We start from the raw sequence: 18,949 nt of genomic DNA, 5'->3' as shown, positions 1-18,949 counted from the left end.
GCCTGACACCCTGGTTACGCCGCTGGTTTAACGGGAGCCGCGCCCGGCCAGGCACCGCTGGCGCACAGGTCGGCGGCAACCTGCTGCGCCAGTGCCGAGATAGCGTTGGCTGCATTGGTCAGCGGAATATTGCGCGAAGCGCACAGCACCACCGTCCTGCTGATGGACGGATTTTCAACATTGTGTGCGCGCATGGCGCCGCGCTCGATTTCCGGCAACACCGGCGCCACCGGCAAAATGGTTGCCCCCATGCCCGCCATGATGGCCGACTTCAGGATGGCAATCGAATTGATTTCAATGACATTGCCCACCACCAGCCCGGCCGCCCGTGCCACCGCCTCGATGCGTGGACGCACCCCATGCTGCAGCCCCGGCAGGATTAGTGTGGTCTGCAGCGCCTGTTTCAGCTTGATCGACTGGCCACGCTCAAAGACAGGGAAATCGGCGCGGCAGATATAGCTCAGCGCCTCCTCGGCCAGCGGCGTGGTGTTGAAAGGCGTCAGCTGGCCATCGTCGAACAGCACGGCCAGGTTCACGCGGCCGCTTTTCAGCTGTTCGGCCAGGTTGCCGGTCAGTTCCTCGGTCAATTGCAGGGTGATGTCCGGATACTGCTCGCGCGCCGCCGTCAGCAGGGGCAGGGCGAGGGCGGCGGAGATGCTATGCGGCAAGCCCATCGTCACGCTGCCCGAGGGGCGCGCCGATTGCGTAACAGCCGAGCGCGCATCGGCCACCTGTTTCAGGATAGCCTGGGCGTGCTCATAAAACACCTTGCCCGCATCCGTGCTGACCACGCCCTGGGCGCTGCGATGCAGCAGCTGCGCCCCCAGCTCGTCTTCCAGCTGGCGCAGCTGCTGCGTGAGTGCAGGCTGGGCTACATGGAGGACGAGCGCCGCCCGCGACAGGGAGCCGTGGTCGACTATGGCAACAAAGTAACGCAGCTGACGCAGTTCCATTTGTATATATTGTTAAGTAGTCATTTCATTGGGAAACATTTATACTTATTCTAACTTGTTCCGCGCTCCTTCATCATTCAGGTAAAGAATGCTCAAGAAAGTCGATTCCTCCCAGTTGAAGGTTGGCATGTACATCCACGACCTGAGCTGCGACTGGATGACCCATCCCTTTGTCCGAAACCGCTTCGTCATCGCCACCCACGATGAGATCGCCAAGATCATCAAGGCCGGCATCCACGACGTGGTCATCGACAGCGAGAAAGGGCTGGACGTGGACGCGCCCACCCTGGCCGAGGCCCAGGCCGAAACGGAGCGCGAACTGGCCGTCCTGGCGCAGCAGCCTGCCCGCATCGCCAGGACATCGCTGGGTGAAGAGTTGCAGCGCGCAGCCCAGATCCGCCACCAGGCGGCCGGCGTGGTGCGCAATGTGATGGCGGACGCCCGCCTCGGAAAAGCCATCGAAATCGGCGCGGTGCAGCCGGTGGTGCAGAACATCACGGAATCCATCCTGCGCAATCCCGGCGCCCTGCTCGGCCTGCTCCGCATCAAGACCAAGGACGATTACACCTTCCTGCATTCGGTCAGCGTCTGTGCGCTGCTGGTGGCGTTCTGCAATGCGCGCGGTATGGATGCCGACACCGTCCGCCAGGCCGGCATCGGCGGCCTGCTGCACGACACCGGCAAGGCCATGGTGCCGGACGCAATCCTGAACAAGCCGGGCCCCCTGACCGACGAGGAATTCGCTATCATCAAGAGGCATCCGGAGGACGGCTGGAACATCCTGCGTCAGTCGCCCGAAGTGCCTGCGATTGCGCTGGACATCACGCGCCATCACCACGAGCGCCGCGACGGCACCGGTTACCCGGACAAGCAGTCCGGCGACGAGATCAGCGAGCTGGCCCAGATGGCAGCCATCGTCGACGTGTACGACGCGCTGACCGCCGACCGCGTCTACCACAAGGGCATTCCCGCCGCGGCGGCCTTGCGCAAGATCTATGAGTGGAGCAAGCACCATTTCAACCAGCAGCTGGTGCAGGAATTCATGCGCTGCGTGGGCATCTACCCGGTCGGCACGCTGGTGCTGCTCGAGTCCGGGCGCCTGGGCGTGGTGGTCGAACCGCACGAAACCAACCTGCTGGCGCCGAAGGTGAATGTGTTCTTCAATACGAAGACCAAGGTCTATATCAAGCCCGAAACGCTCGACCTCTCGCGCGGCCTCGGTTTTGGCGGCGGGGACAAGATCGTCGGTTACGAGACGCCATCCAAATGGAATGTGGACCCGATGAGGTTTATGACCTTGGCGTAGCTGAGACGGCGGATCAATGATCCGCCCTACGCACCTCGGCAAAATTACCGTTAACGCTTATGGCCCTCAGCGTGTAGGGCGGATCATTGATCCGCCGTGTGTGCGTCTAGAAGAATTCCGCCGTATCGTTGGATTCAACCGTGTGCAGCCTGCCGCTGCTCACCAGCTCATCATAATGGCAAGCCATATTCCGTCCATGGCTCTTGGCGTAATACAGCGCCTGGTCCGCGCGGCCGAGAATGATCACCGGCGCCTCATAGGCGCTGATGCTGACGAACCCCACCGAAACCGTCACCCGTCCCACCTGCGGGAACTCATGCTCCTCCACATTCTTGCGGAAGCGTTCGATGATTTTCTTGGCGTTCTCCAGCGTGGAAGAGCGCAGCAGCACCACGAACTCCTCGCCGCCGAAGCGGAACACGCGGTCCTGCGCGCGGAACGATGACGTCAGCAGGTTGGCGATCAGGATCAGCACCTCGTCGCCGTACAGGTGGCCGAACTTGTCGTTGACCGCCTTGAAATGGTCGACATCCACCACGGCCAGCCACTGCTTTTCTTCGTCGCTGTGCTGGCGGCGTTCATGACCGTCCGGTGGCACGGCCACCAGTGCATCCTGTTCTACGCTGCTGGCCTGCAGCATTTTCGACAGCTGATCGTCGAAAGTCTTGCGGTTCAGCAGGCCGGTCAGGGAATCGCGCTCGCTGTAGTCGAGCAGGTTCTGGAAATTGCGATAAACGCTGACGATGCCGCCAATGATGTGGATGGTATCGCTGGTGTAGGGCGTCGGATTGATGATTTCCAGGCAGGTGTCGGCCTTGTCGCCCATCCAGATGGGCAGCCACAGCGTGTGTTCGCCGGCCGCGTTCATGTAGTCCGCGCTGGACTCATGCTGGGCGATGCAGCGCGCCAGGGCAGGGTATTGCGCAATCGGCTCACCCGGGCTGGCCGGATCGGCGATCTCCTCCATACGGGCCGGCTGGCCGCGCTCGATGATGGCGCGTGGACGCACAAACAACTGGCCGCGCACATTCACCAGGCTGAGCACCCGGGTCTGTGTAGCGGAGGCCAGTTCCTGTACCGCCGAAATCACAGAGATGTCGAGCATCGTGTGATCCCGGTGGCCAGTCATGTCCACCATATGTTTCAGAAGGGAATCCATTTGCGCTTAATGTTTCCGGTATTCAAGGCTCACAGTGACACCAAGCACGAGGCCTTTCCAAAAGACAGCTGATCAGCATAATGTCTTTTTGTATTAAGGGCAATTGTCTTTGCGCCTTTTCATTAAAAACACCACGTTTACTGCCATCAATCTAGCGTGCCGGTGACGCGCCAGTTTGACATAGAACATCAAACACTGCAGGAAAAGTTCCGAGCGGAAATCTTGCGGTGCATCAAGTTGCTCGAATGCACGACTTCTATAGTTGAGGCAATGGCGCGCAGCCCAGGTGCCAGAGGCTTTCTTTCCTAAGGAGTTGATCATGAAAGCACTTATGGCAGCAGTCCGGACCTTCGTCCGGGACGAGCGTGGCGTCACCGCGATCGAGTATGGCCTGATCGCGGCCGCGATGGCCGCCGCAATCGGCACGGCAATGGTCGCCCTCAGCGGCGGCCTTTCGACTGTCTTCACTACGATCGTTAACGCGCTCACCTGAACCAGCGCCCGTCCGCCATGCCGACCCTTCCTGACTTCCTGCTTTTGTCGCTGGTCGGCCTGGCGGCCTACTGCGACATCGACCGTCGCCGCATCCCCAATCTTCTGGTCGTGAGCGGGCTCGCGGCAGCACTGCTGCTGCACCTGGCCAGCGGAGGACCGCCGGCCATGCTGCGCCTGGGACTGGCAGGCATGGCGGCCGGCGGCGCCATTTTCCTGCCGCTCTACCTGCTGCGCGGCATGGCTGCGGGAGACGTCAAGCTGATGGCCATGGTGGGCGCCTTCCTCGGCCCCGCTACGGCCGCGCTGGCCGCCATGCTGACGGTCATTGCAGGCGGCGGCGTGGCGCTGCTGATGCTGGCCTTGTCCCGGTACACGGGCCGGCCGCTGACTGGCATGCCATACGCCCTCGCCATCGCGCTGGGCACCACCTGTGCGGTCGCCGCAACGCGCGCCTAGGCTTTGCTGCACATCAATATCCACATGGAAACGTCTCGCTATCATCGGTTCCTCACCTGGAGAAACACCATGATCGACACTGAAGACATCCTCAAATCCCTGGAGCCGCAGCCCCTGCTGCCGCCCCCGCCGCGCACCGTGCGCGACACCGGACTGGAATTGCAGATGCTGGCCGAGCTGGTGGCCAAGTCGCTCTACATCACGGGCAAGACCCACCTGCCCATCCTGACCACCCGCCTGCGCCTGTCGATCAATGTGCTGCGCGAGGTGATGGACTTCCTCTCTGCCGAGCAGCTGGCCGAAGTGGCATGGCGCGGCGATACCGACATCGATGTGCAGTACCAGCTGACAGGTCCGGGCCGCGAACGCGCCGCGGCCTGGCTGGAGCGGCGCCCCTATGTTGGCCCGGCCCCCGTTCCGCTGGACGACTATCGCGCGCTCGTGCGCCGCCAGGCCGATGCGCTGCCCGATGTGAACGCGGACGACGTGCACCACGTCTTTGCCGACGATTGCCTTGATCCCGCGCATCCACGAACTGGCCGGCGCCGCGATGTACTCGGCGCGTTCGCTGCTGCTGTACGGCGTGCCGGGCAGCGGCAAGAGCACGCTGGCGCGCAAGCTGGGCCGCCTGCTGCAAGGCACGGTGGCCGTGCCTTATGCGGTGTGCGTGGGACAGGAAATCGTCCAGGTCTACGACCCAGCCATCCACCTGCCGCCGCCCGCCGCGCCAGGCCGCGCCGCGCCACATCGCAGCAGCGATCTGCGCTGGGCGCTGTGCCAGCGTCCCGTGGTGCACCTAGGTGCGGAGCTGAGCGCCGACATGCTGGAGCTGCGCTACGATGCCCACAGCGGCTGCTATCACGCGCCGCCCCATTTTAAGGCCAACAACGGCATGTTCATTGTGGACGATCTGGGCCGCCAGCGCGTGCCGGCGGCCGCGCTGCTGGACCGCTTCATCCAGCCGCTGGACGTGGGCATGGACCAGCTGGCGCTGCAAGGAGGCCGGAAGCTCACCATCCCCTTCCAGGCGGTGCTGGTGTGCGCCACCAATTGCGAACCCTCTGCCCTGCTGGATGCGGCAGCCCTGCGCCGCATCGGCTACAAGGTGAAGGTGGGGGCGCTGTCCGAAGCCAATTACCGCACGCTGTGCCGCCAGCAGTGCCGTGCATTGTCCGTTGAAATGGACGAGGCCTCGCTGGCCTACCTGGTCAACGAACTGCACGCCGGCAGCGGTCAAGCGCTGCTGGCCAGCCTGCCGCGCGAGATCATTAGCCGCGTGGCCGACTTCGCGGGCTTCGCCGGCATGCCGCCGCGCCTTTCCGCCGCCACGCTGGACCAGGCATGGACCAGCATCTTCGCCGGTTGCGCACCGGCCGTGCTGCGCGCCGAAGATCGCGTGCTGGACGAGAGCATCGCATGAAAAACCGGCGCGCCTTCGCGATGATGGGCCTGGCCATCGTGCTTGGCCTGGCGGCCGTCGTGCTGGCCTCCCGCTGGCTGCTGCGGCAAACGCCCGGCGGCGCACGCATCGTGGTGGCGGCGGCCGACGTGAACCTGGGCCAGCGCCTGGCGCCGGACATGGGCAGGCTGGCCGACTGGCCGTCCGCCAGCCTGCCGCAGGGCGCGCTGCGCGATCCCGGCCAGCTCAATGGCCGCGTGCTGAAGACCAGCGTGCAGCGCGGCGAGCCGCTGACGGAAGCCAAGCTGGCGCCGGCCGGCACGCTGGGGGGCTTGTCTGCCCTGATCACGGAAGGGCGGCGCGCCATCACCGTGCGCGTCAACGACGTCGTGGGCGTGGCGGGATTCGCCCTGCCCGGGAATTTCGTGGACATCCTCGTCAACACCCAGGCCGATGGGGAAGGGCAGGGCAAGGACAATGCGATTTCCAAGATCGTGCTGGAACGTATCCTGGTGCTGGCCGTGGCCCAGGAAGTCTCGCGCGATGAAACGAAGCCGCGCGTGGTCAATGCCGTCACGCTGGAAGTCACGCCGGAACAGGCGGAGCGGCTGGACCTGGCGCGCAGCGTGGGCCAGCTGTCACTGGCGCTGCGCAACCAGGTCGACCCCCGGTCCGCCGCCACAACGGGAGCGACCCGGCATGTGCTGCTGGCGCGCGCCGAGCCTGCGCCAGTCGCGCCGGTCACCGCACTCCAGCCGGCGCCTGCACGTGTGCAGCCAGCAGCCACCGCGCCGGCCGCCGCGCCGCGTACGCATTGCATCGCCGTGATCAACGGTGTGCACAACAGCCGGGAATGCCTGTGAGGGGGCGTCATGAAATCCATTCCGGCCCTTGCCCGCGCGCTGGCCCTCGCCTGCGCAATCGCCGCGCCCGCCGGCGCTGAGGGTCTGCGCTGCGGCGGCCAGGCTGCCGCACCCGCGCAGCTTGCGCTCCAGCTGGGCAAGTCGACCATGCTGCGCCTGCCCGAACCTGTGGTGGGACGCGCCATCGGCAATCCCGCCGTACTGCAAGCCCTGCTTGTGGCGCAAGACACGCTTTACCTGGCCGGCGCCGGCGTCGGCAGCACCAACCTGATCGTGCAGGCGCTTAGCGGCGCCTGCAGCGTGATCGATGTGACGGTGGCGATGGATACCGGCGCGCTGGCCGCTACGCTTGCTGCGTTGCTGCCAGAAGAGAGGGAAGTCCGTGTCAGCGCGGCGGCCGATGCGCTGGTATTGAGCGGTTCGGTGAGCGACGGGCCGGCGCTGGCCCAGGTGCTGGAACTGGCCCAGGCCTATGTGCGCGAGCCGCTGCGTCCCCTCGCCGGCGCCGCCGGCGGTGCGCAGGCCGCGCCGCACGCGCTGGCCTCAACGGCAACGGGCGCACAGAATGCCGCGCCGGCCGCCAACGCGCGCGTGATCAACCTGCTGGCCGTGCGCGCACCGCAGCAGGTGATGCTGGAGGTGAAGGTCGCGGAAGTGTCGAAATCCCTGCTCGACCGCATGGAAGGCGCGGCGGACCTGCACTTCAGCAGCGGCAGCTGGACCGGCAAGCTGCTGTCGAATTTCGTCAGCGGGAATATGCGCGGCCTGCTCAACCTCGTCAAAACCAACGGCAACAGGCTGGCGCTGGAGGCAGAGAAGCAGGATGGCCTGGTGCGCATGCTGGCTGAACCCACGGTGGTCGCTATAAGCGGACAGGAAGGCAGCTTCCTGGCGGGCGGCAAGATCCTGGTGCCGGTGGGGCAGGACAATAACAAGATCACGCTGGAGGAAAAGGAGTTCGGCGTGGGACTGCGCTTCACGCCGACCGTGCTGTCGGGCGGGCGCATCAACCTGCGCGTGGCGCCGGAAGTCTCGGAACTGTCGCGCGACGGCATCGGCATCAGCACATTCAACGGCCGCACCCTGCTGCCGCTGATCACCACGCGCCGCGCCAGCACCACGGTGCAGCTGTACGACGGCCAGAGCTTCGCCATCGGAGGCCTGATCCGCAATACCCAGGTCAACAACGTTGCCGGCCTGCCGCTGCTGGGCGACGTGCCCATCCTCGGCGCGCTGTTCCGCAGCACCGATTTCCAGAACGACCGCAGCGAACTGCTGTTCGTGGTCACTGTCCACCTGGTCAAGCCGCTGCCGCCGGGCTATCCGCTCCCTACCGACGCGCCGCAGAACGGAGGCCAGCCATGATGCGCTACACCCTGTGCATGCTGGCGCTGCTCTGCGGCTGCGCTGCCTGGCAACCACCCGCGTTGCAGCATGGCGAAGCAACGCGCCGAGCGCTGGCCATGCAGATACTCGACGCAGACGCCGGGCGCGGGCGTGAGCGCGCTCCCCAGCCCCTTAGCGGCATGGATGGCCGCAGCGCCGCAGCGGCGCAGCAGCGCTACCAGAAGTCCTTCGGCGAAACGCCGCAGGACAGTGCTCCCATCGCGGGGAAAAAATGAAACCGCCCCGGCACAGGCAGCATGGTGTGGTGGCCATCATCTATGCGCTGATGCTGGTCGTGCTGCTGGGCTTTGCGGGCTTGGCGGTGGACCTCGGCCTCATGTACCAGCGCAAGGCGCAGCTGCAGAACGCCGCCGACAGCATCGCGCTGGCCGCCGCGCTGCGCCTGAACGGCACGGCGGCGGGCGTGGCGGCGGCCGGCGCGCAGGCGCAGGACATTGCGATCAGCCTGCATACGGGAGGCAGCACGCGGCTGACGTGGAACGACAGCGCGCTGAGGTTCAGCAGCGATCCCGATGCCCCCGCCAACGCCTGGCTCAGCGCGGCGGCGGCCGCGACGACGCCGGCCGCGATGCGCTACGCCCGGGTGGATACGCGCCAGCTGGGCGGCGCGCCAGGCGTAATGCAGCCCTTCTTCATGGGCGTGCTGGGCGTCGCCCTGCCGGCCATCGATATCGCCGGTGTGGCGGTGGCCGGGCCGCATGCGCTGAACGTGCTGCCTTTCGCCATCTGCGCCATGGGGCCGGCCACGCAGACGCGCGCCAACAGTGTCCTGGTGCAGGAGCTGGTGGAATACGGCTTCCGCTACGGCGTGGGCTACAACCTGCTGCGGCTGAATCCAGCGTCCGCTGCGGCAGCGGGCGAATACTTCCTGCTTGATCCCTTGGCGCCGCCCGGCACGCCATCCCCGCCTGCCAATACCGACGACAGCCAGATCGGGCCGTTCATGTGCACCGGCAAGGTCGCATACGTCAACCTGTTGGGCGGCGCCGCCAACCTGCGGCGGCCGGGTGCGTTCACGCTGTGGCCGCAACTTAACTCCCGTTTCAGCAGCACGCCCGCCTGCAATGCCGACGCGGCGCCGCCGGACGCCAATATCCGCGCCTACACCGCCGCACAGGCGCCGTGGATGAACAACGCGGCGGCGCTGCAGACCGCGCAGTCCACGCCTGCCGGCGCTGGCGGCCAGCCGCTTCGCACGATTGCCGATCCGGCGCCGCTGCTGCCGCCCGTGGCGCCCGGCCTGTATGGCGTGCTGTGGACCTATGGCCCGGCGCTGCGTGCGACGCCGCCCAACCTGGGCTTCGCTACGGCAAATTGGCAGACGCTTTATCCTTCCGCGCCGGCCATCAGCGGCATCGGCTGGCCGGGCGCGGGCCTGCCGCCCTACCGCAACCCGGCCTACAGCACGCCGCCACCACAGGCGGGACGCAGCTTCCGCCGTCTGCTGTATGTGCCGCTGCTGTCCTGCCCCGTCCCTGCCGGGCAGTATGTGACGGCGCCCGTACTGGCCGTGGCGCGCTTCCTGATGACGGCGCCGGCCACGGCCACCGAACTCAGTGCGGAATTTGCCGGCGTGCTGGGCGTGCCCGCCAATGGCGAGCCGCCGCTGGCTGCCGATGTGGAGCTGATCCGATGAAGACCGTCCGCAAGACGAGCCAGCGCGGTGTGGTGGCCATCGAAACGGCGCTGTTGCTGCTGGCCTCATTCGCGTTGCTGCCATTCTTACTGTATTTCGCCCGCCTGACCTTGCATAGCGCGGTGCTGCAGCAAGCCTCGTTCAGCGCATCGCGCTACCTGGCCACACTGCCGCGCGAACAGATCCGCGATCCGGCGCTGCAGGCGACGGCGCTGGGCCTAGCCCGTGGCCTGATCAGCGAAGCCGTCGCCGGAGCGCGGCTCGATACCAGACCGTGGGCCATCGAAATCGAATGCGACGACTTCGATTGCAACCAGATGGGTTTTGCCGGCATGCCAGCGCTGGTGACGGTGCATATCAGGCTGCTGTTCACGGACCCGGTGTTCTTCGATGGCTACACCGGCACGCTCATGCCCTATGAATATCCGCTGACGTTCGACGCGGTCCAGCGCTATGGCAACTGATTCGCAGCGCGGCGTGGTGGCCGTGGAATTCGCCCTCTGCATCATCGTTTTCCTGATGATGGTCTTCGCCACCATCGAATACGCGCGCATGATGTATTTGTGGAACACGCAGCAGGAAGTCGTGCGACGTGCCGCGCGCGCCGCGGCCACGGCCGATTTCGCCGATGCCGGCGCCATGCAGGCCCTGCGCCGCAGCGCCCTGTTTCGCGCCGACGATGGCGCGCTGGCGCTCGCGCCGGGCGTGACGCCGGACGTTCTGCGGATCGAATACCTCTCCCTCAGTGCGGCGGGTACGCTGGCGCCGCTTCCTGTGCTGCCGGGCTGCCCGGCCCGCAATGTCGTCAACTGCAACAGCAATCCGTATGGAGCCAGCTGCATCCGCTTCGTGCGCGTGCGCCTGTGCGCCGACGGTGCGGGCGCGGGCGGCTGCCCGCCGCTGCCCTATGTGCGCCTGATGCCGCTGGTGCCGGTGCCGGCGCAGCTGCCGCCGTCCACCCTGACCATGCGCGCCGAGTCGCTCGGCTTTCGGCCGGGCGATGCACTGTGTCCATGAACCCTGTCCAACCCGGAGGTGTGCCTATGAAAGCCCTGATGATCGGCAATGACAGCCAGCTGCAGGCCGAAATTTCGGCGCAGGGCGCGGCGCGGCTGCCTCCCGTGCAGCTGGCGGCCACGCGCGCCGGCCTGCACGATGCGCTGGAGCGCCTGCTGCCCGATGCGCCCGAGTTGGTGCTGCTCGATGCGAGCGAAGTCGAGCCGGGTGAGGTGGACTTGCTGGAACGGCTGGTGCAGCACTATCCGCTGGCTTCCTGCGTGCTCCTGACACGCACACCCCAGCATGAGCTGCTGATCCGCGCCATGCGCGCGGGCATGCGTGAGGTGCTGCAACTGCCGCTGGTGCACCGCGCTTTCCACGAGGCGATGGACCGCATCGAGATCGAACGCGGCGTGACGCGCATGCGGGATGGCAAGGCGCTGGCCTTCATCTCCTGCAAGGGCGGCAGCGGTACCACCTTCCTGTCCACCAATTTCGGCTATGCGTTGGCCACGCTGGCGGACAAAAAGGTAATGCTGCTCGACCTGCATGGGCAGTTCGGCGACGCCACGTTGTATGTGTCGGACCAGAAGCCGGCCATGACGCTGTCCGGCATCTGCAGCCAGATCGGGCGGCTGGACGGCGCCTTCCTCGAATCCTCGCTGGTGCATGTGTCGCACAATTTCGGCATCCTGGCGGCGGCGGACGACCACACCCAGGAAATGAAGCCGGACCACATCGACGCCGTGCTGCGCGTGGCGCGCCAGCACTACGACTATATCCTGCTGGATGTCGGGCGCCAGATCGATGCGCTGTCGCTGCGCGCGCTGGACAAATCCGACCTGATCTTCCCCGTGCTGCAACTGGCGCTGCCCGACATCCGCGATGGCCGCCGCCTGCTGGATATCTTCCGTTCCCTCGGCTACCCCGTCGAGCGCACGCGCCTGATCGTCAACCGCTACGAGAAGAATGGCAGGCTGCGCCTGGCCGACCTGGAACATGCCCTGGGTGCGGACGTGATGCACACGGTGCCAAACGATTACTTGTCCGCGACGGACTCGGTCAACCAGGGCATCCCGCTGCTCCAGCTGGCGCGCAACAGTCCCGTGGCGCGCAGCCTGGCCGAGATGGTGGAACTGGTGACGGAGCGCCGCACGCCGGAAAGCCGGGGGCTGTTCGACCGCCTGTTCAAGGGAGGCAATAATGAGCCTGCGTGAGCGCCTCGCCGCCGTCGAGGAGGAAGCACCGCCGGCCGGGCTGCACGGGCTGGTCGCCACGGCTTACCAGGACTTGAAGAAGTCCATGCACCAGATGATCCTGGAGCGCATCGACCTGGAACGCCTGAAGCGCCTGACGCCGGAGCAGTTCAAACACGAACTGGCCCTGCTGATCCAGCGCATCATCGAGGACGAGCGCATTGTGCTGAACCAGTCCGAGCGCCACCAGCTGGTGCTCGACATCCAGCACGAAATGCTCGGCTTCGGCCCGCTGGAGCCGCTGCTGGCCGACCCCGGCGTGTCGGACATCTTGGTCAACACCCACACCCAGGTCTATGTGGAGCGCAACGGCCGGCTGGAGCTGACCGGCGTCACCTTCCACGACAACGCCCACCTGATGAAGATCATCGAGAAGATCGTGTCGCGCGTGGGCCGCAGGGTCGATGAATCGAGCCCCATGGTGGATGCGCGCCTGCCGGACGGCTCGCGCGTGAACGCCATCATCCCGCCACTGGCGGTCGATGGACCGATCCTGTCCGTGCGGCGCTTTGCCACCCAGCCGCTGACCGTCGAGCGCCTGCTGGAGTTCAAGAGCCTGACCCCGCCGATGCTGGAAGTGCTGCGCGCCCTGGGGCAGGCACGCCTGAACATCCTGATTTCGGGCGGCACGGGCAGCGGCAAGACCACGCTGCTCAATGTGCTGTCCGGCTTTATCCCGGCCAGCGAACGGATCGTCACCATCGAGGATGCTGCCGAACTGCAGCTGCGCCAGCCCCACGTGGTGCGGCTGGAAACGCGGCCGCCGAATATCGAAGGCAAGGGCGAGGTCACACAGCGCGCGCTGGTGCGCAATGCGCTGCGCATGCGGCCCGACCGCATCATCCTCGGCGAGGTGCGCGGCGCGGAAGCCATCGACATGCTGCAGGCGATGAACACGGGCCACGAAGGATCGTTCGCCACCATCCACGCCAATTCGCCGCGCGATGCCCTGTCCCGGCTGGAAAACATGGTGGGCATGGCTGGCGCCAACCTGGGCGCACGCGCTGCGCGGCAGCAGATCGTGGCGGCGATCACCGTGGTGATGCAGCTTTCGCGGCTGGCGGACGGCACGCGCAAGCTGGTGAGCGTGCAGGAGATCACCGGCATGGAGGGCGAAACGGCCGCCATGCACGAGATCTTCCACTTCGACCAGACGGGCGTGGACGGCAACGGCGGGGTGCTGGGCCAGTTCTACGCCACCGGCGTTCGTCCCCGCTTCGCCGAGCGCCTGCGCATGTTCGGCGTTCCCGTGCCGGACAGCGTCTTCGATTCGGGCCGCGTGTTCGAATAGGAGGGCGCCATGGACTATGTCTTGTTTGCATTTTCCGTGCTGCTGTTCGCCGCCGTGATCTTCCTGGTGGAAGGAGCGTGGCTGTGGTGGAGCAACAGCCACGGCGGCGGTGCACGCCGTATTGCGCGGCGCTTGCGCCTGATGTCCCGCAGCGAGAGCGGCGGTGAGCGCATCACCATCCTCAAGCAGCGCCGCTATGCCGATGCGCCCTGGCTGGACCAACTGTTGCGCCGCGCACCGCGCATGGCGTCCCTGGACCGCCTGCTGCTGCAATCGGGACTGCGCTGGCAGGTGGGGCGTTTCCTTGGCGGCGCCGCCCTGTTGCTGCTGGCGTCCGCACTGGCGCCGCCGGCGGCGGGCATGCCCGTCATCCCGGCCTGCCTGGTGCTTGCCGTGGGGGCCGGTGCGCCGTTTGTCTTGCTGCTGCAAACGCGCGCCGCCCGCATGCGCAAGGTGGAGGAGCAATTGCCCGAGCTGGCGGATTTCCTGTCGCGCGCGCGTACGCGCCGGCCATTCCTTTGCCAATGTGCTGCAGATGGCGGGCGACGAGATGCCGGAACCGCTGGCCGGCGAGTTCCGGGCCACCTACGAGGAAGTCAATTTCGGCGTTCCGATGAACGAAGCCTTGCAGAACCTGGCGGCCCGCGTGCCGCTGACGGACTTGCGCTACCTGGTGATTGCGGTGCTGATCCAGCGCGAATCCGGCGGCAACCTGGCCGAGTTGCTCGGCAATGTCAGCCGCATCACGCGTGCGCGCCTGAAGCTGCTGGCCCATGTGCGCGTACAGTCGGCGGAAGGGCGGCTGTCGGCCTGGATCCTGTCCGTGCTGCCGCTGGCGGTACTGGCCCTGATGTCGGTGGCAAACCCGCGCTATGTGGACGTGCTGTTGAACGACCCCGTGGGCGTCAGGCTGTCCTGGTATGCCGTCAGCGGATGCCTGGTCGGAATCTTATGGATGCGCAAAGTGGTGAGGATACGCATATGAACGGGAGCGAACTGCTATTTCTGTGCATTGTCTTCCTCGTGGTGGCCGCCATCGCCCTGGTTGGCATGCTGCTGTTCGCACCGCAGGCCTTGCGCGAGCGCTTGCGCGGCCACACGCCGGGCAGCGCACAGCAGCCCGGCGAGGGCGGCCAGTGGATCGAGCGGGTGGCGCGCGTGGCCGAACCGTTTACGCGGCTCTCGCTGCCGGAAGAGGGCTGGGAGCGCTCCACGCTGCGCACGCGTTTCATGAACGCAGGCTGGCGCAGCGCTTCCGCGCCCACGCTGTACTTCGCGGCCAAGACAGTGCTCGCGCTCGGCCTGCCCGCGCTCGCCGCGATCGTGCTGGCCGGGGCCGACGGCTCGCTGCGCAAGTACTTCATCTTCTTTCTGCTCACCGCCGCGGCGGCCGGCTACTACCTGCCGAACGCCGCGCTGGCGCGCACGGCGGCGTCCCGGCGGCGCGAGATCTTCGAGAATATTCCTGACGCACTGGACCTGCTGACCGTGTGCGTGGAGGCCGGGCTGAGCATGGAGCGCGCGCTGTCCAAGGTGGCGGCCGAGATCCATATCAAGAGCCTGGCGCTGGCGCAGGAGCTGCAGCTGGTGCTGATGGAAATGCGCGCCGGCTTTACCAAGGAGCGTGCGCTGCGCAACCTCGCCATGCGCACAGGCGTGGAGGATATGGACGCGCTGGTCGCCATGCTGGTGCAGTCGGAACGCTTCGGCACCAGCATGGGCGATTCGCTGCGCGTGCATGCGGATAACCTGCGGCAGAAGCGCAGCGTGCTGGCCGAGGAGGAAGCCGCCAGGATCGGCGTCAAGCTGCTGTTCCCGCTGATCCTCTGCATGTTTCCTGCTCTGATGCTGGTGCTGCTGGGACCTGCCGGCATCCAGATCAGCCGCGTGCTGATGCGATGAGGAGCGCGGCCATGCGCATGATGCCATCGATTGCGGCCGCCGGCACACTGGCTGCGTGCTCGCTGCTCACGCCCGTGCCGCAGCCCTCCACCACGCCCGCCACGCCGGACGTGCTGTCCGCGCTGGAGCGTTCCTGCCTGGAAGACCCTGGTAACGCTGCGGTCTGGCAGTACCTCGGTGAGGCACTCCAGGCGCGCGGCGAAAACGAGCGCGCCGCGCGCGATACTGCAGCAAGCCGGCAGCCTGCGCCGGCACCCGCTGCCGGCAGACTACAGCGTGCTGCGCGCCGCACTGGAGGAAGCGCGCTGGCCGGCGGACATGCCGCGTACCGAGCTGCACGCAATCGGCCCCGCGCTGCTGGAGTTGCGCCGTGTCGGCCCGACCGGCAAGCCGACAGCTGGCGCGCGGCTCGAAATCAGCAACGGCAACGGCGTAGGAGGCCTGGCGGCTGCTTGGAGCCGCGCGCTGAAACACGGTGGATGGACGGTGGTGCGCCTGTCGAACGCGCTGCCGTTTGCGGAGCGCACCAGCCGCATCGAATACCGCGCCGGCAGTGAACCGCAGGCGCGGCGCCTGGCGCAACGAGTCGGCGTGCGCACAGTGGCGGCGCAAGTCGAAGCACGCGCCGGCGAGCCTGACCTGCGCCTGGTGCTTGGCCGCGACCTGCGCGAACCGAGATAAAAAAAAGCCGCCCACTGGGAGGAAGGCGGCTTAAACTCTCTGACCGAGTCAAGAGTGGTTGGAGAAGGTCCCGTCAGTTCCAGGCGACGCTGCCAAGGCCGCGCGCGGTGGCGTTGCGGGCGGCTGGCTTGCCGAAGACGGTTGCCGAACCCATGCCGCTCAGGCGCAGGTTGGCGGAATTCTTTGCATAGAAAGTGGCGCTGCCCAGGCCCGTCATCTCGGCATCGAGGCTGTCGGACTGCAGCTGCCTCGCATCGAGGCTGCCGATGCCGCCCAGCTGGGCGTGCAGGTTCTTGCTCTGGCCGGAGATCGTGATCTGGCCGGCGCCTTTCAGGTTCAGGTCCACGTTCTCGGCGGTGTTCGCGATAACGTTCATGCTGCCTACGCCCGTCAGGCGCGCTTCGACCTTGCGGTATTGCGAATTCACTTTCACGGCGCCGGCGCCTTCCAGCGACAGGCGCAGGTCGTCGCCATTGAAGCCGTTCATTTCAGTCGAGCCGACACCGGCGGAGATCAGCTCACGCACTTGCGGCAGCGACAGTTCGGCGCGCAGCTTCGGGTTGTTCAGGTGGACACCATTCAGGTCGGTGCTGATGCGCAGCGTATCGCCGCTTTGCGTCACCATCACTTTCGGCAGGTAACGCTTGTCGCCGGAAACCACCAGCGCCGCAGGACCTTGCTTCAGCTTCAGGTCGATTACACCATCCAGTACTACTTTCACGGCGCGTCCATCGATGGTGCGGGTTTCGCTGACGATTTCATCCGCATGGGCCGCACCGGCAAACAGTGCGGCTGCGATCATCGTCGTGCTGAAGAACTTTTTCATCGAGGGCTCCGTGTCTGGTTGGTTTTGTTGTGGATTACAGTGCTGCTTTTTCTGCTGCAGTCAGGCGCTTGGCGCTGACGACGACCACTGGCATGTTGGCGTCGGCCTTCGCTACCACGGCTGCCGGTGCGGCGTGTTTGGCAGGGACAGCGGCGGTGGCGAAGCCGGTCAGGGCGATCACGGCAACTGCGCTGAGGAAGATGGTTTCCATGTTTTTGGCGATGTTCATTTTGAGCTCCGTTAAGTGTTGGTTAGTGCTGCTTGTTGTGCGTTTCGTGCTGCGTTGAATGAACTATAGATAAGGCCACTGTCCAACACTACGGGCTTGCGACGAAATGCATTTTTGGCGACATGAACTGCAAATACGGGCCCGAAAAAAGCAAAACGGGCGCCGCAGCGCCCGTTGCAGGGGAGGGGAGGCTTACGCCGCTTCAGCGTCTTCCTCCACCCTGGCCTCGCGCATCCACTTCACGAGGGGCCAGGCATCCTTGAAACAGGCCGCAATCAGGGGTACCAGCTCTTCCGGCTTGTTCAGGCTCAGCTTGATCTCGGTGAAGACGAAGAAGCTTTTCAGCTTGATGAATTCGATATGCTCGTGCTCAGGGTCGAAGCCCTTCGGAGGGCGCTGCAGCTTGTGCTCTTCGGTGATCGAGCCGTAGCGCGCCTTCAGCGCCTTGTTGGCCAGCGCCTTGCGGAAGCCGGCCGCGTCTTCGACCATGTGGTTGCGCAGGGCCTTAAGGCGGTGCGGCGGCGGGATGTATTCGCCGGCGCCGATGCCCAGGCGGCCTTCCCTGGTCAGTTCAAAATAATAAGTCGGCCCGCCTGCCATGCTGGGGCGGCGCATATCGTTGGGTGCGATGGCGGCCGAGAAGTGCGTCTTGTAGGGGCTCTTATCGTGGGCGAAGCGCACATCGCGGTTGATGCGGAACATGGCTTTCTTCGGATTGCAGAATTTTACCGCCGGGTCCATCTTGCCCAGTTCAACGATCACCTGGGTTACCAGGGCCAGGAATTCCTCGCGCAGGATGTCGTAGCGCGGTTTGTTCATGACGAACCAGGGGCGGTTGTTATTGTCGGTCAGCTCTTGCAGGAAGCGGGTCAGGTCGCGCAGGTGCATGTTTTCTCTTAGCGTTTCTTGGGAAGGGGGGCGCTGGCCGACCGTGATGGCCAGGTCGGATTCCTGCGCCTTGCGCAGGATGCGCATGGTGGATTTGCCGCCCGGGACAGTTGGGCGATCAGGTTCAGCATTTCATTGGTGTCCTTGACCGGCTTGCCGTCCACGGACAGCAGGATATCGCCCGGGCGCATGCCGCCCTTGTCGGCCGGTCCATTGCGCACCACGCCGGCAATGATGGCGCCGGACTCGCGTTTCAGGCCGAAGCTTTCCGCCATTTCCGGCGTGATTTCCTGCGATTCCACGCCGATCCAGCCGCGCACGACGTGGCCGTCGCGGATGATGGATTCCATCACCGTCTTGGCCGTGCTGACGGGGATGGCGAAGCCGATGCCCACCGAGCCGCCCGTTTGCGAGTAGATGGCCGAGTTGATGCCCAGCAGATGGCCGTTGGCGTCGATCAGGGCGCCGCCCGAATTGCCGAAGTTGATGGCGGCATCGGTCTGGATGAAGTTTTCGAAGTGATTAATGTGCAGGTTGTTGCGGCCCAGGGCGGAAATGATGCCCATGGTGACGGTCTGCCCCACGCCGAAGGGGTTGCCGATGGCGAGCACCACGTCGCCCACCTTGGCCTGGTCCACCTGGCCCAGCACGATCACGGGCAGGCGCTCCAGGTTGATCTTGATGACGGCCAGGTCGGTTTCCGGGTCGGTGCCCACCACCTTGGCCTTGGCCTTGCGGCTGTCGGCCAGCACGACTTCGATGTCGTCGGCCGCTTCCACCACGTGGTTATTGGTCAGAATATAGCCTTCCGGGCTGACAATGACGCCCGAGCCCAGGCTGTTCTGCTCATCGTTCTCGTCGTCGCGGTCGCCGAAGAATTTACGGAAGAAGGGATCGCGCGACAGCGGATGGCGGCGTTTGACCGCCTTCGAGGTGAGGATATTGACCACCGCCGGCATGGCGCGCCCCGCGGCGGCCCGGTAGGAACCCGGCGACGGGCCGACGGCCGCCTCGGTCAGCGAGGCAGCGCGGGTGGTCGTAGTGCTGCCCGCGACTGGCGGGCGCACGGCAAGGGCGCCTTGCCCATCCGGCCGCACGGCCGAATAGACAAAATACAGTGCCAGGACAATGGTCACCGTTTGCGCAAACAATAACCAGAGTCGTCGCATAGCAATTCCGATGAGTAAGAGCGGGCGAAATGCC

Annotated in this window: 21 protein-coding genes and 1 pseudogene; 16 read left to right on the top strand and 6 right to left on the bottom strand. The window is 65.7% G+C overall.

Going from position 1 to position 18,949, the window contains the following annotated elements; translation table 11 throughout:
- Window positions 1–14: 14 nt before the first annotated feature.
- Window positions 15–953 carry a LysR substrate-binding domain-containing protein gene (locus tag ACHMW6_RS33475; protein WP_395403667.1) on the bottom strand — a complete coding sequence of 313 codons (939 nt, stop codon included), beginning with the start codon at window positions 951–953 and terminating at the stop codon, window positions 15–17.
- Between the two features lie 88 nt (window positions 954–1,041).
- On the opposite strand from ACHMW6_RS33475, the gene ACHMW6_RS33470 reads away from it, so the two are divergent.
- Window positions 1,042–2,259 (top strand): HD-GYP domain-containing protein, encoded by a 1,218-nt coding sequence (locus tag ACHMW6_RS33470; RefSeq protein WP_395403665.1) that lies wholly within the window; start codon window positions 1,042–1,044, stop codon window positions 2,257–2,259.
- A gap of 106 nt (window positions 2,260–2,365) precedes the next feature.
- Here the strand turns inward: ACHMW6_RS33470 and ACHMW6_RS33465 are convergent, their stop codons facing one another.
- Window positions 2,366–3,418, bottom strand: coding sequence for a GGDEF domain-containing protein (locus tag ACHMW6_RS33465; protein ID WP_395403663.1), 1,053 nt, complete (start codon window positions 3,416–3,418; stop codon window positions 2,366–2,368).
- Window positions 3,419–3,737: 319 nt separating this feature from the next.
- On the opposite strand from ACHMW6_RS33465, the gene ACHMW6_RS33460 reads away from it, so the two are divergent.
- The 15 genes from ACHMW6_RS33460 to ACHMW6_RS33390 all read left to right on the top strand — a co-directional run bounded on the left by ACHMW6_RS33460 (window position 3,738) and on the right by ACHMW6_RS33390 (window position 15,803).
- A complete protein-coding gene (locus ACHMW6_RS33460; RefSeq protein ID WP_395403661.1) occupies window positions 3,738–3,911 on the top strand; it encodes a Flp family type IVb pilin in 174 nt (57 codons plus the stop codon).
- Between the two features lie 17 nt (window positions 3,912–3,928).
- Complete coding sequence (locus ACHMW6_RS33455) at window positions 3,929–4,369, top strand: prepilin peptidase (RefSeq protein WP_395403659.1); 441 nt, start codon at window positions 3,929–3,931, stop codon at window positions 4,367–4,369.
- 69 nt (window positions 4,370–4,438) lie between these two features.
- Window positions 4,439–5,248, top strand: a complete 810-nt coding sequence (locus ACHMW6_RS33450) for a hypothetical protein (protein ID WP_395403657.1) — start codon at window positions 4,439–4,441, stop codon at window positions 5,246–5,248.
- Window positions 5,190–5,789: a hypothetical protein gene (locus ACHMW6_RS33445; protein ID WP_395403655.1), complete on the top strand. Its 600-nt coding sequence runs from the start codon at window positions 5,190–5,192 to the stop codon at window positions 5,787–5,789. The genes ACHMW6_RS33450 and ACHMW6_RS33445 overlap by 59 nt, the downstream gene beginning before the upstream one ends.
- The gene (cpaB, locus tag ACHMW6_RS33440) at window positions 5,786–6,631 is read left to right on the top strand and encodes a Flp pilus assembly protein CpaB (RefSeq protein WP_395403653.1); all 846 of its coding nucleotides are present in this window, start codon (window positions 5,786–5,788) and stop codon (window positions 6,629–6,631) included. Before ACHMW6_RS33445 ends, cpaB begins: the two co-directional genes overlap by 4 nt.
- A gap of 9 nt (window positions 6,632–6,640) precedes the next feature.
- On the top strand, window positions 6,641–7,996 hold the full coding sequence (locus tag ACHMW6_RS33435) for a type II and III secretion system protein family protein (protein ID WP_395403652.1): 1,356 nt from the start codon (window positions 6,641–6,643) through the stop codon (window positions 7,994–7,996).
- A complete protein-coding gene (locus ACHMW6_RS33430) occupies window positions 7,993–8,253 on the top strand; it encodes a hypothetical protein (protein ID WP_395403650.1) in 261 nt (86 codons plus the stop codon). The genes ACHMW6_RS33435 and ACHMW6_RS33430 overlap by 4 nt, the downstream gene beginning before the upstream one ends.
- Complete coding sequence (locus ACHMW6_RS33425; RefSeq protein WP_395403648.1) at window positions 8,250–9,674, top strand: pilus assembly protein TadG-related protein; 1,425 nt, start codon at window positions 8,250–8,252, stop codon at window positions 9,672–9,674. The genes ACHMW6_RS33430 and ACHMW6_RS33425 overlap by 4 nt, the downstream gene beginning before the upstream one ends.
- A complete protein-coding gene (locus ACHMW6_RS33420) occupies window positions 9,671–10,138 on the top strand; it encodes a hypothetical protein (protein ID WP_395403646.1) in 468 nt (155 codons plus the stop codon). The genes ACHMW6_RS33425 and ACHMW6_RS33420 overlap by 4 nt, the downstream gene beginning before the upstream one ends.
- Window positions 10,128–10,691, top strand: a complete 564-nt coding sequence (locus ACHMW6_RS33415) for a TadE/TadG family type IV pilus assembly protein (protein ID WP_395403644.1) — start codon at window positions 10,128–10,130, stop codon at window positions 10,689–10,691. Before ACHMW6_RS33420 ends, ACHMW6_RS33415 begins: the two co-directional genes overlap by 11 nt.
- A 26-nt stretch (window positions 10,692–10,717) precedes the next feature.
- A complete protein-coding gene (locus ACHMW6_RS33410; protein ID WP_395403643.1) occupies window positions 10,718–11,890 on the top strand; it encodes a CpaE family protein in 1,173 nt (390 codons plus the stop codon).
- Entirely contained in the window at window positions 11,877–13,220 is a 1,344-nt protein-coding gene (locus ACHMW6_RS33405; RefSeq protein WP_395403641.1) for a CpaF family protein, read from the top strand. The genes ACHMW6_RS33410 and ACHMW6_RS33405 overlap by 14 nt, the downstream gene beginning before the upstream one ends.
- 535 nt (window positions 13,221–13,755) lie before the next feature.
- On the top strand, window positions 13,756–14,205 hold the full coding sequence (locus ACHMW6_RS33400) for a type II secretion system F family protein (RefSeq protein ID WP_395403639.1): 450 nt from the start codon (window positions 13,756–13,758) through the stop codon (window positions 14,203–14,205).
- Complete coding sequence (locus tag ACHMW6_RS33395) at window positions 14,202–15,122, top strand: type II secretion system F family protein (protein ID WP_395403637.1); 921 nt, start codon at window positions 14,202–14,204, stop codon at window positions 15,120–15,122. Before ACHMW6_RS33400 ends, ACHMW6_RS33395 begins: the two co-directional genes overlap by 4 nt.
- 177 nt (window positions 15,123–15,299) lie before the next feature.
- A complete protein-coding gene (locus ACHMW6_RS33390; RefSeq protein WP_395403635.1) occupies window positions 15,300–15,803 on the top strand; it encodes a LytR C-terminal domain-containing protein in 504 nt (167 codons plus the stop codon).
- Window positions 15,804–15,876: 73 nt separating this feature from the next.
- Here the strand turns inward: ACHMW6_RS33390 and ACHMW6_RS33385 are convergent, their stop codons facing one another.
- From ACHMW6_RS33385 to ACHMW6_RS33370, 4 genes and pseudogenes are all read right to left on the bottom strand, one after another.
- A complete protein-coding gene (locus ACHMW6_RS33385; protein WP_395403633.1) occupies window positions 15,877–16,629 on the bottom strand; it encodes a GIN domain-containing protein in 753 nt (250 codons plus the stop codon).
- A gap of 34 nt (window positions 16,630–16,663) precedes the next feature.
- Window positions 16,664–16,858 carry a hypothetical protein gene (locus ACHMW6_RS33380; RefSeq protein WP_395403631.1) on the bottom strand — a complete coding sequence of 65 codons (195 nt, stop codon included), beginning with the start codon at window positions 16,856–16,858 and terminating at the stop codon, window positions 16,664–16,666.
- Window positions 16,859–17,050: 192 nt separating this feature from the next.
- Window positions 17,051–17,746 carry a DUF2461 domain-containing protein gene (locus tag ACHMW6_RS33375; RefSeq protein WP_395408777.1) on the bottom strand — a complete coding sequence of 232 codons (696 nt, stop codon included), beginning with the start codon at window positions 17,744–17,746 and terminating at the stop codon, window positions 17,051–17,053.
- Window positions 17,747–17,770: 24 nt separating this feature from the next.
- A pseudogene (locus ACHMW6_RS33370) lies at window positions 17,771–18,915 on the bottom strand (Do family serine endopeptidase); the annotation flags it as partial.
- Window positions 18,916–18,949 lie beyond the last annotated feature (34 nt).

This window comes from Pseudoduganella sp. UC29_106, from assembly GCF_044055365.1.
Taxonomy (GTDB): domain Bacteria; phylum Pseudomonadota; class Gammaproteobacteria; order Burkholderiales; family Burkholderiaceae_D; genus Rugamonas.
Note: the sequence above shows the minus strand (reverse complement) of the source record. Positions and strands in the feature narration are given on the sequence as shown.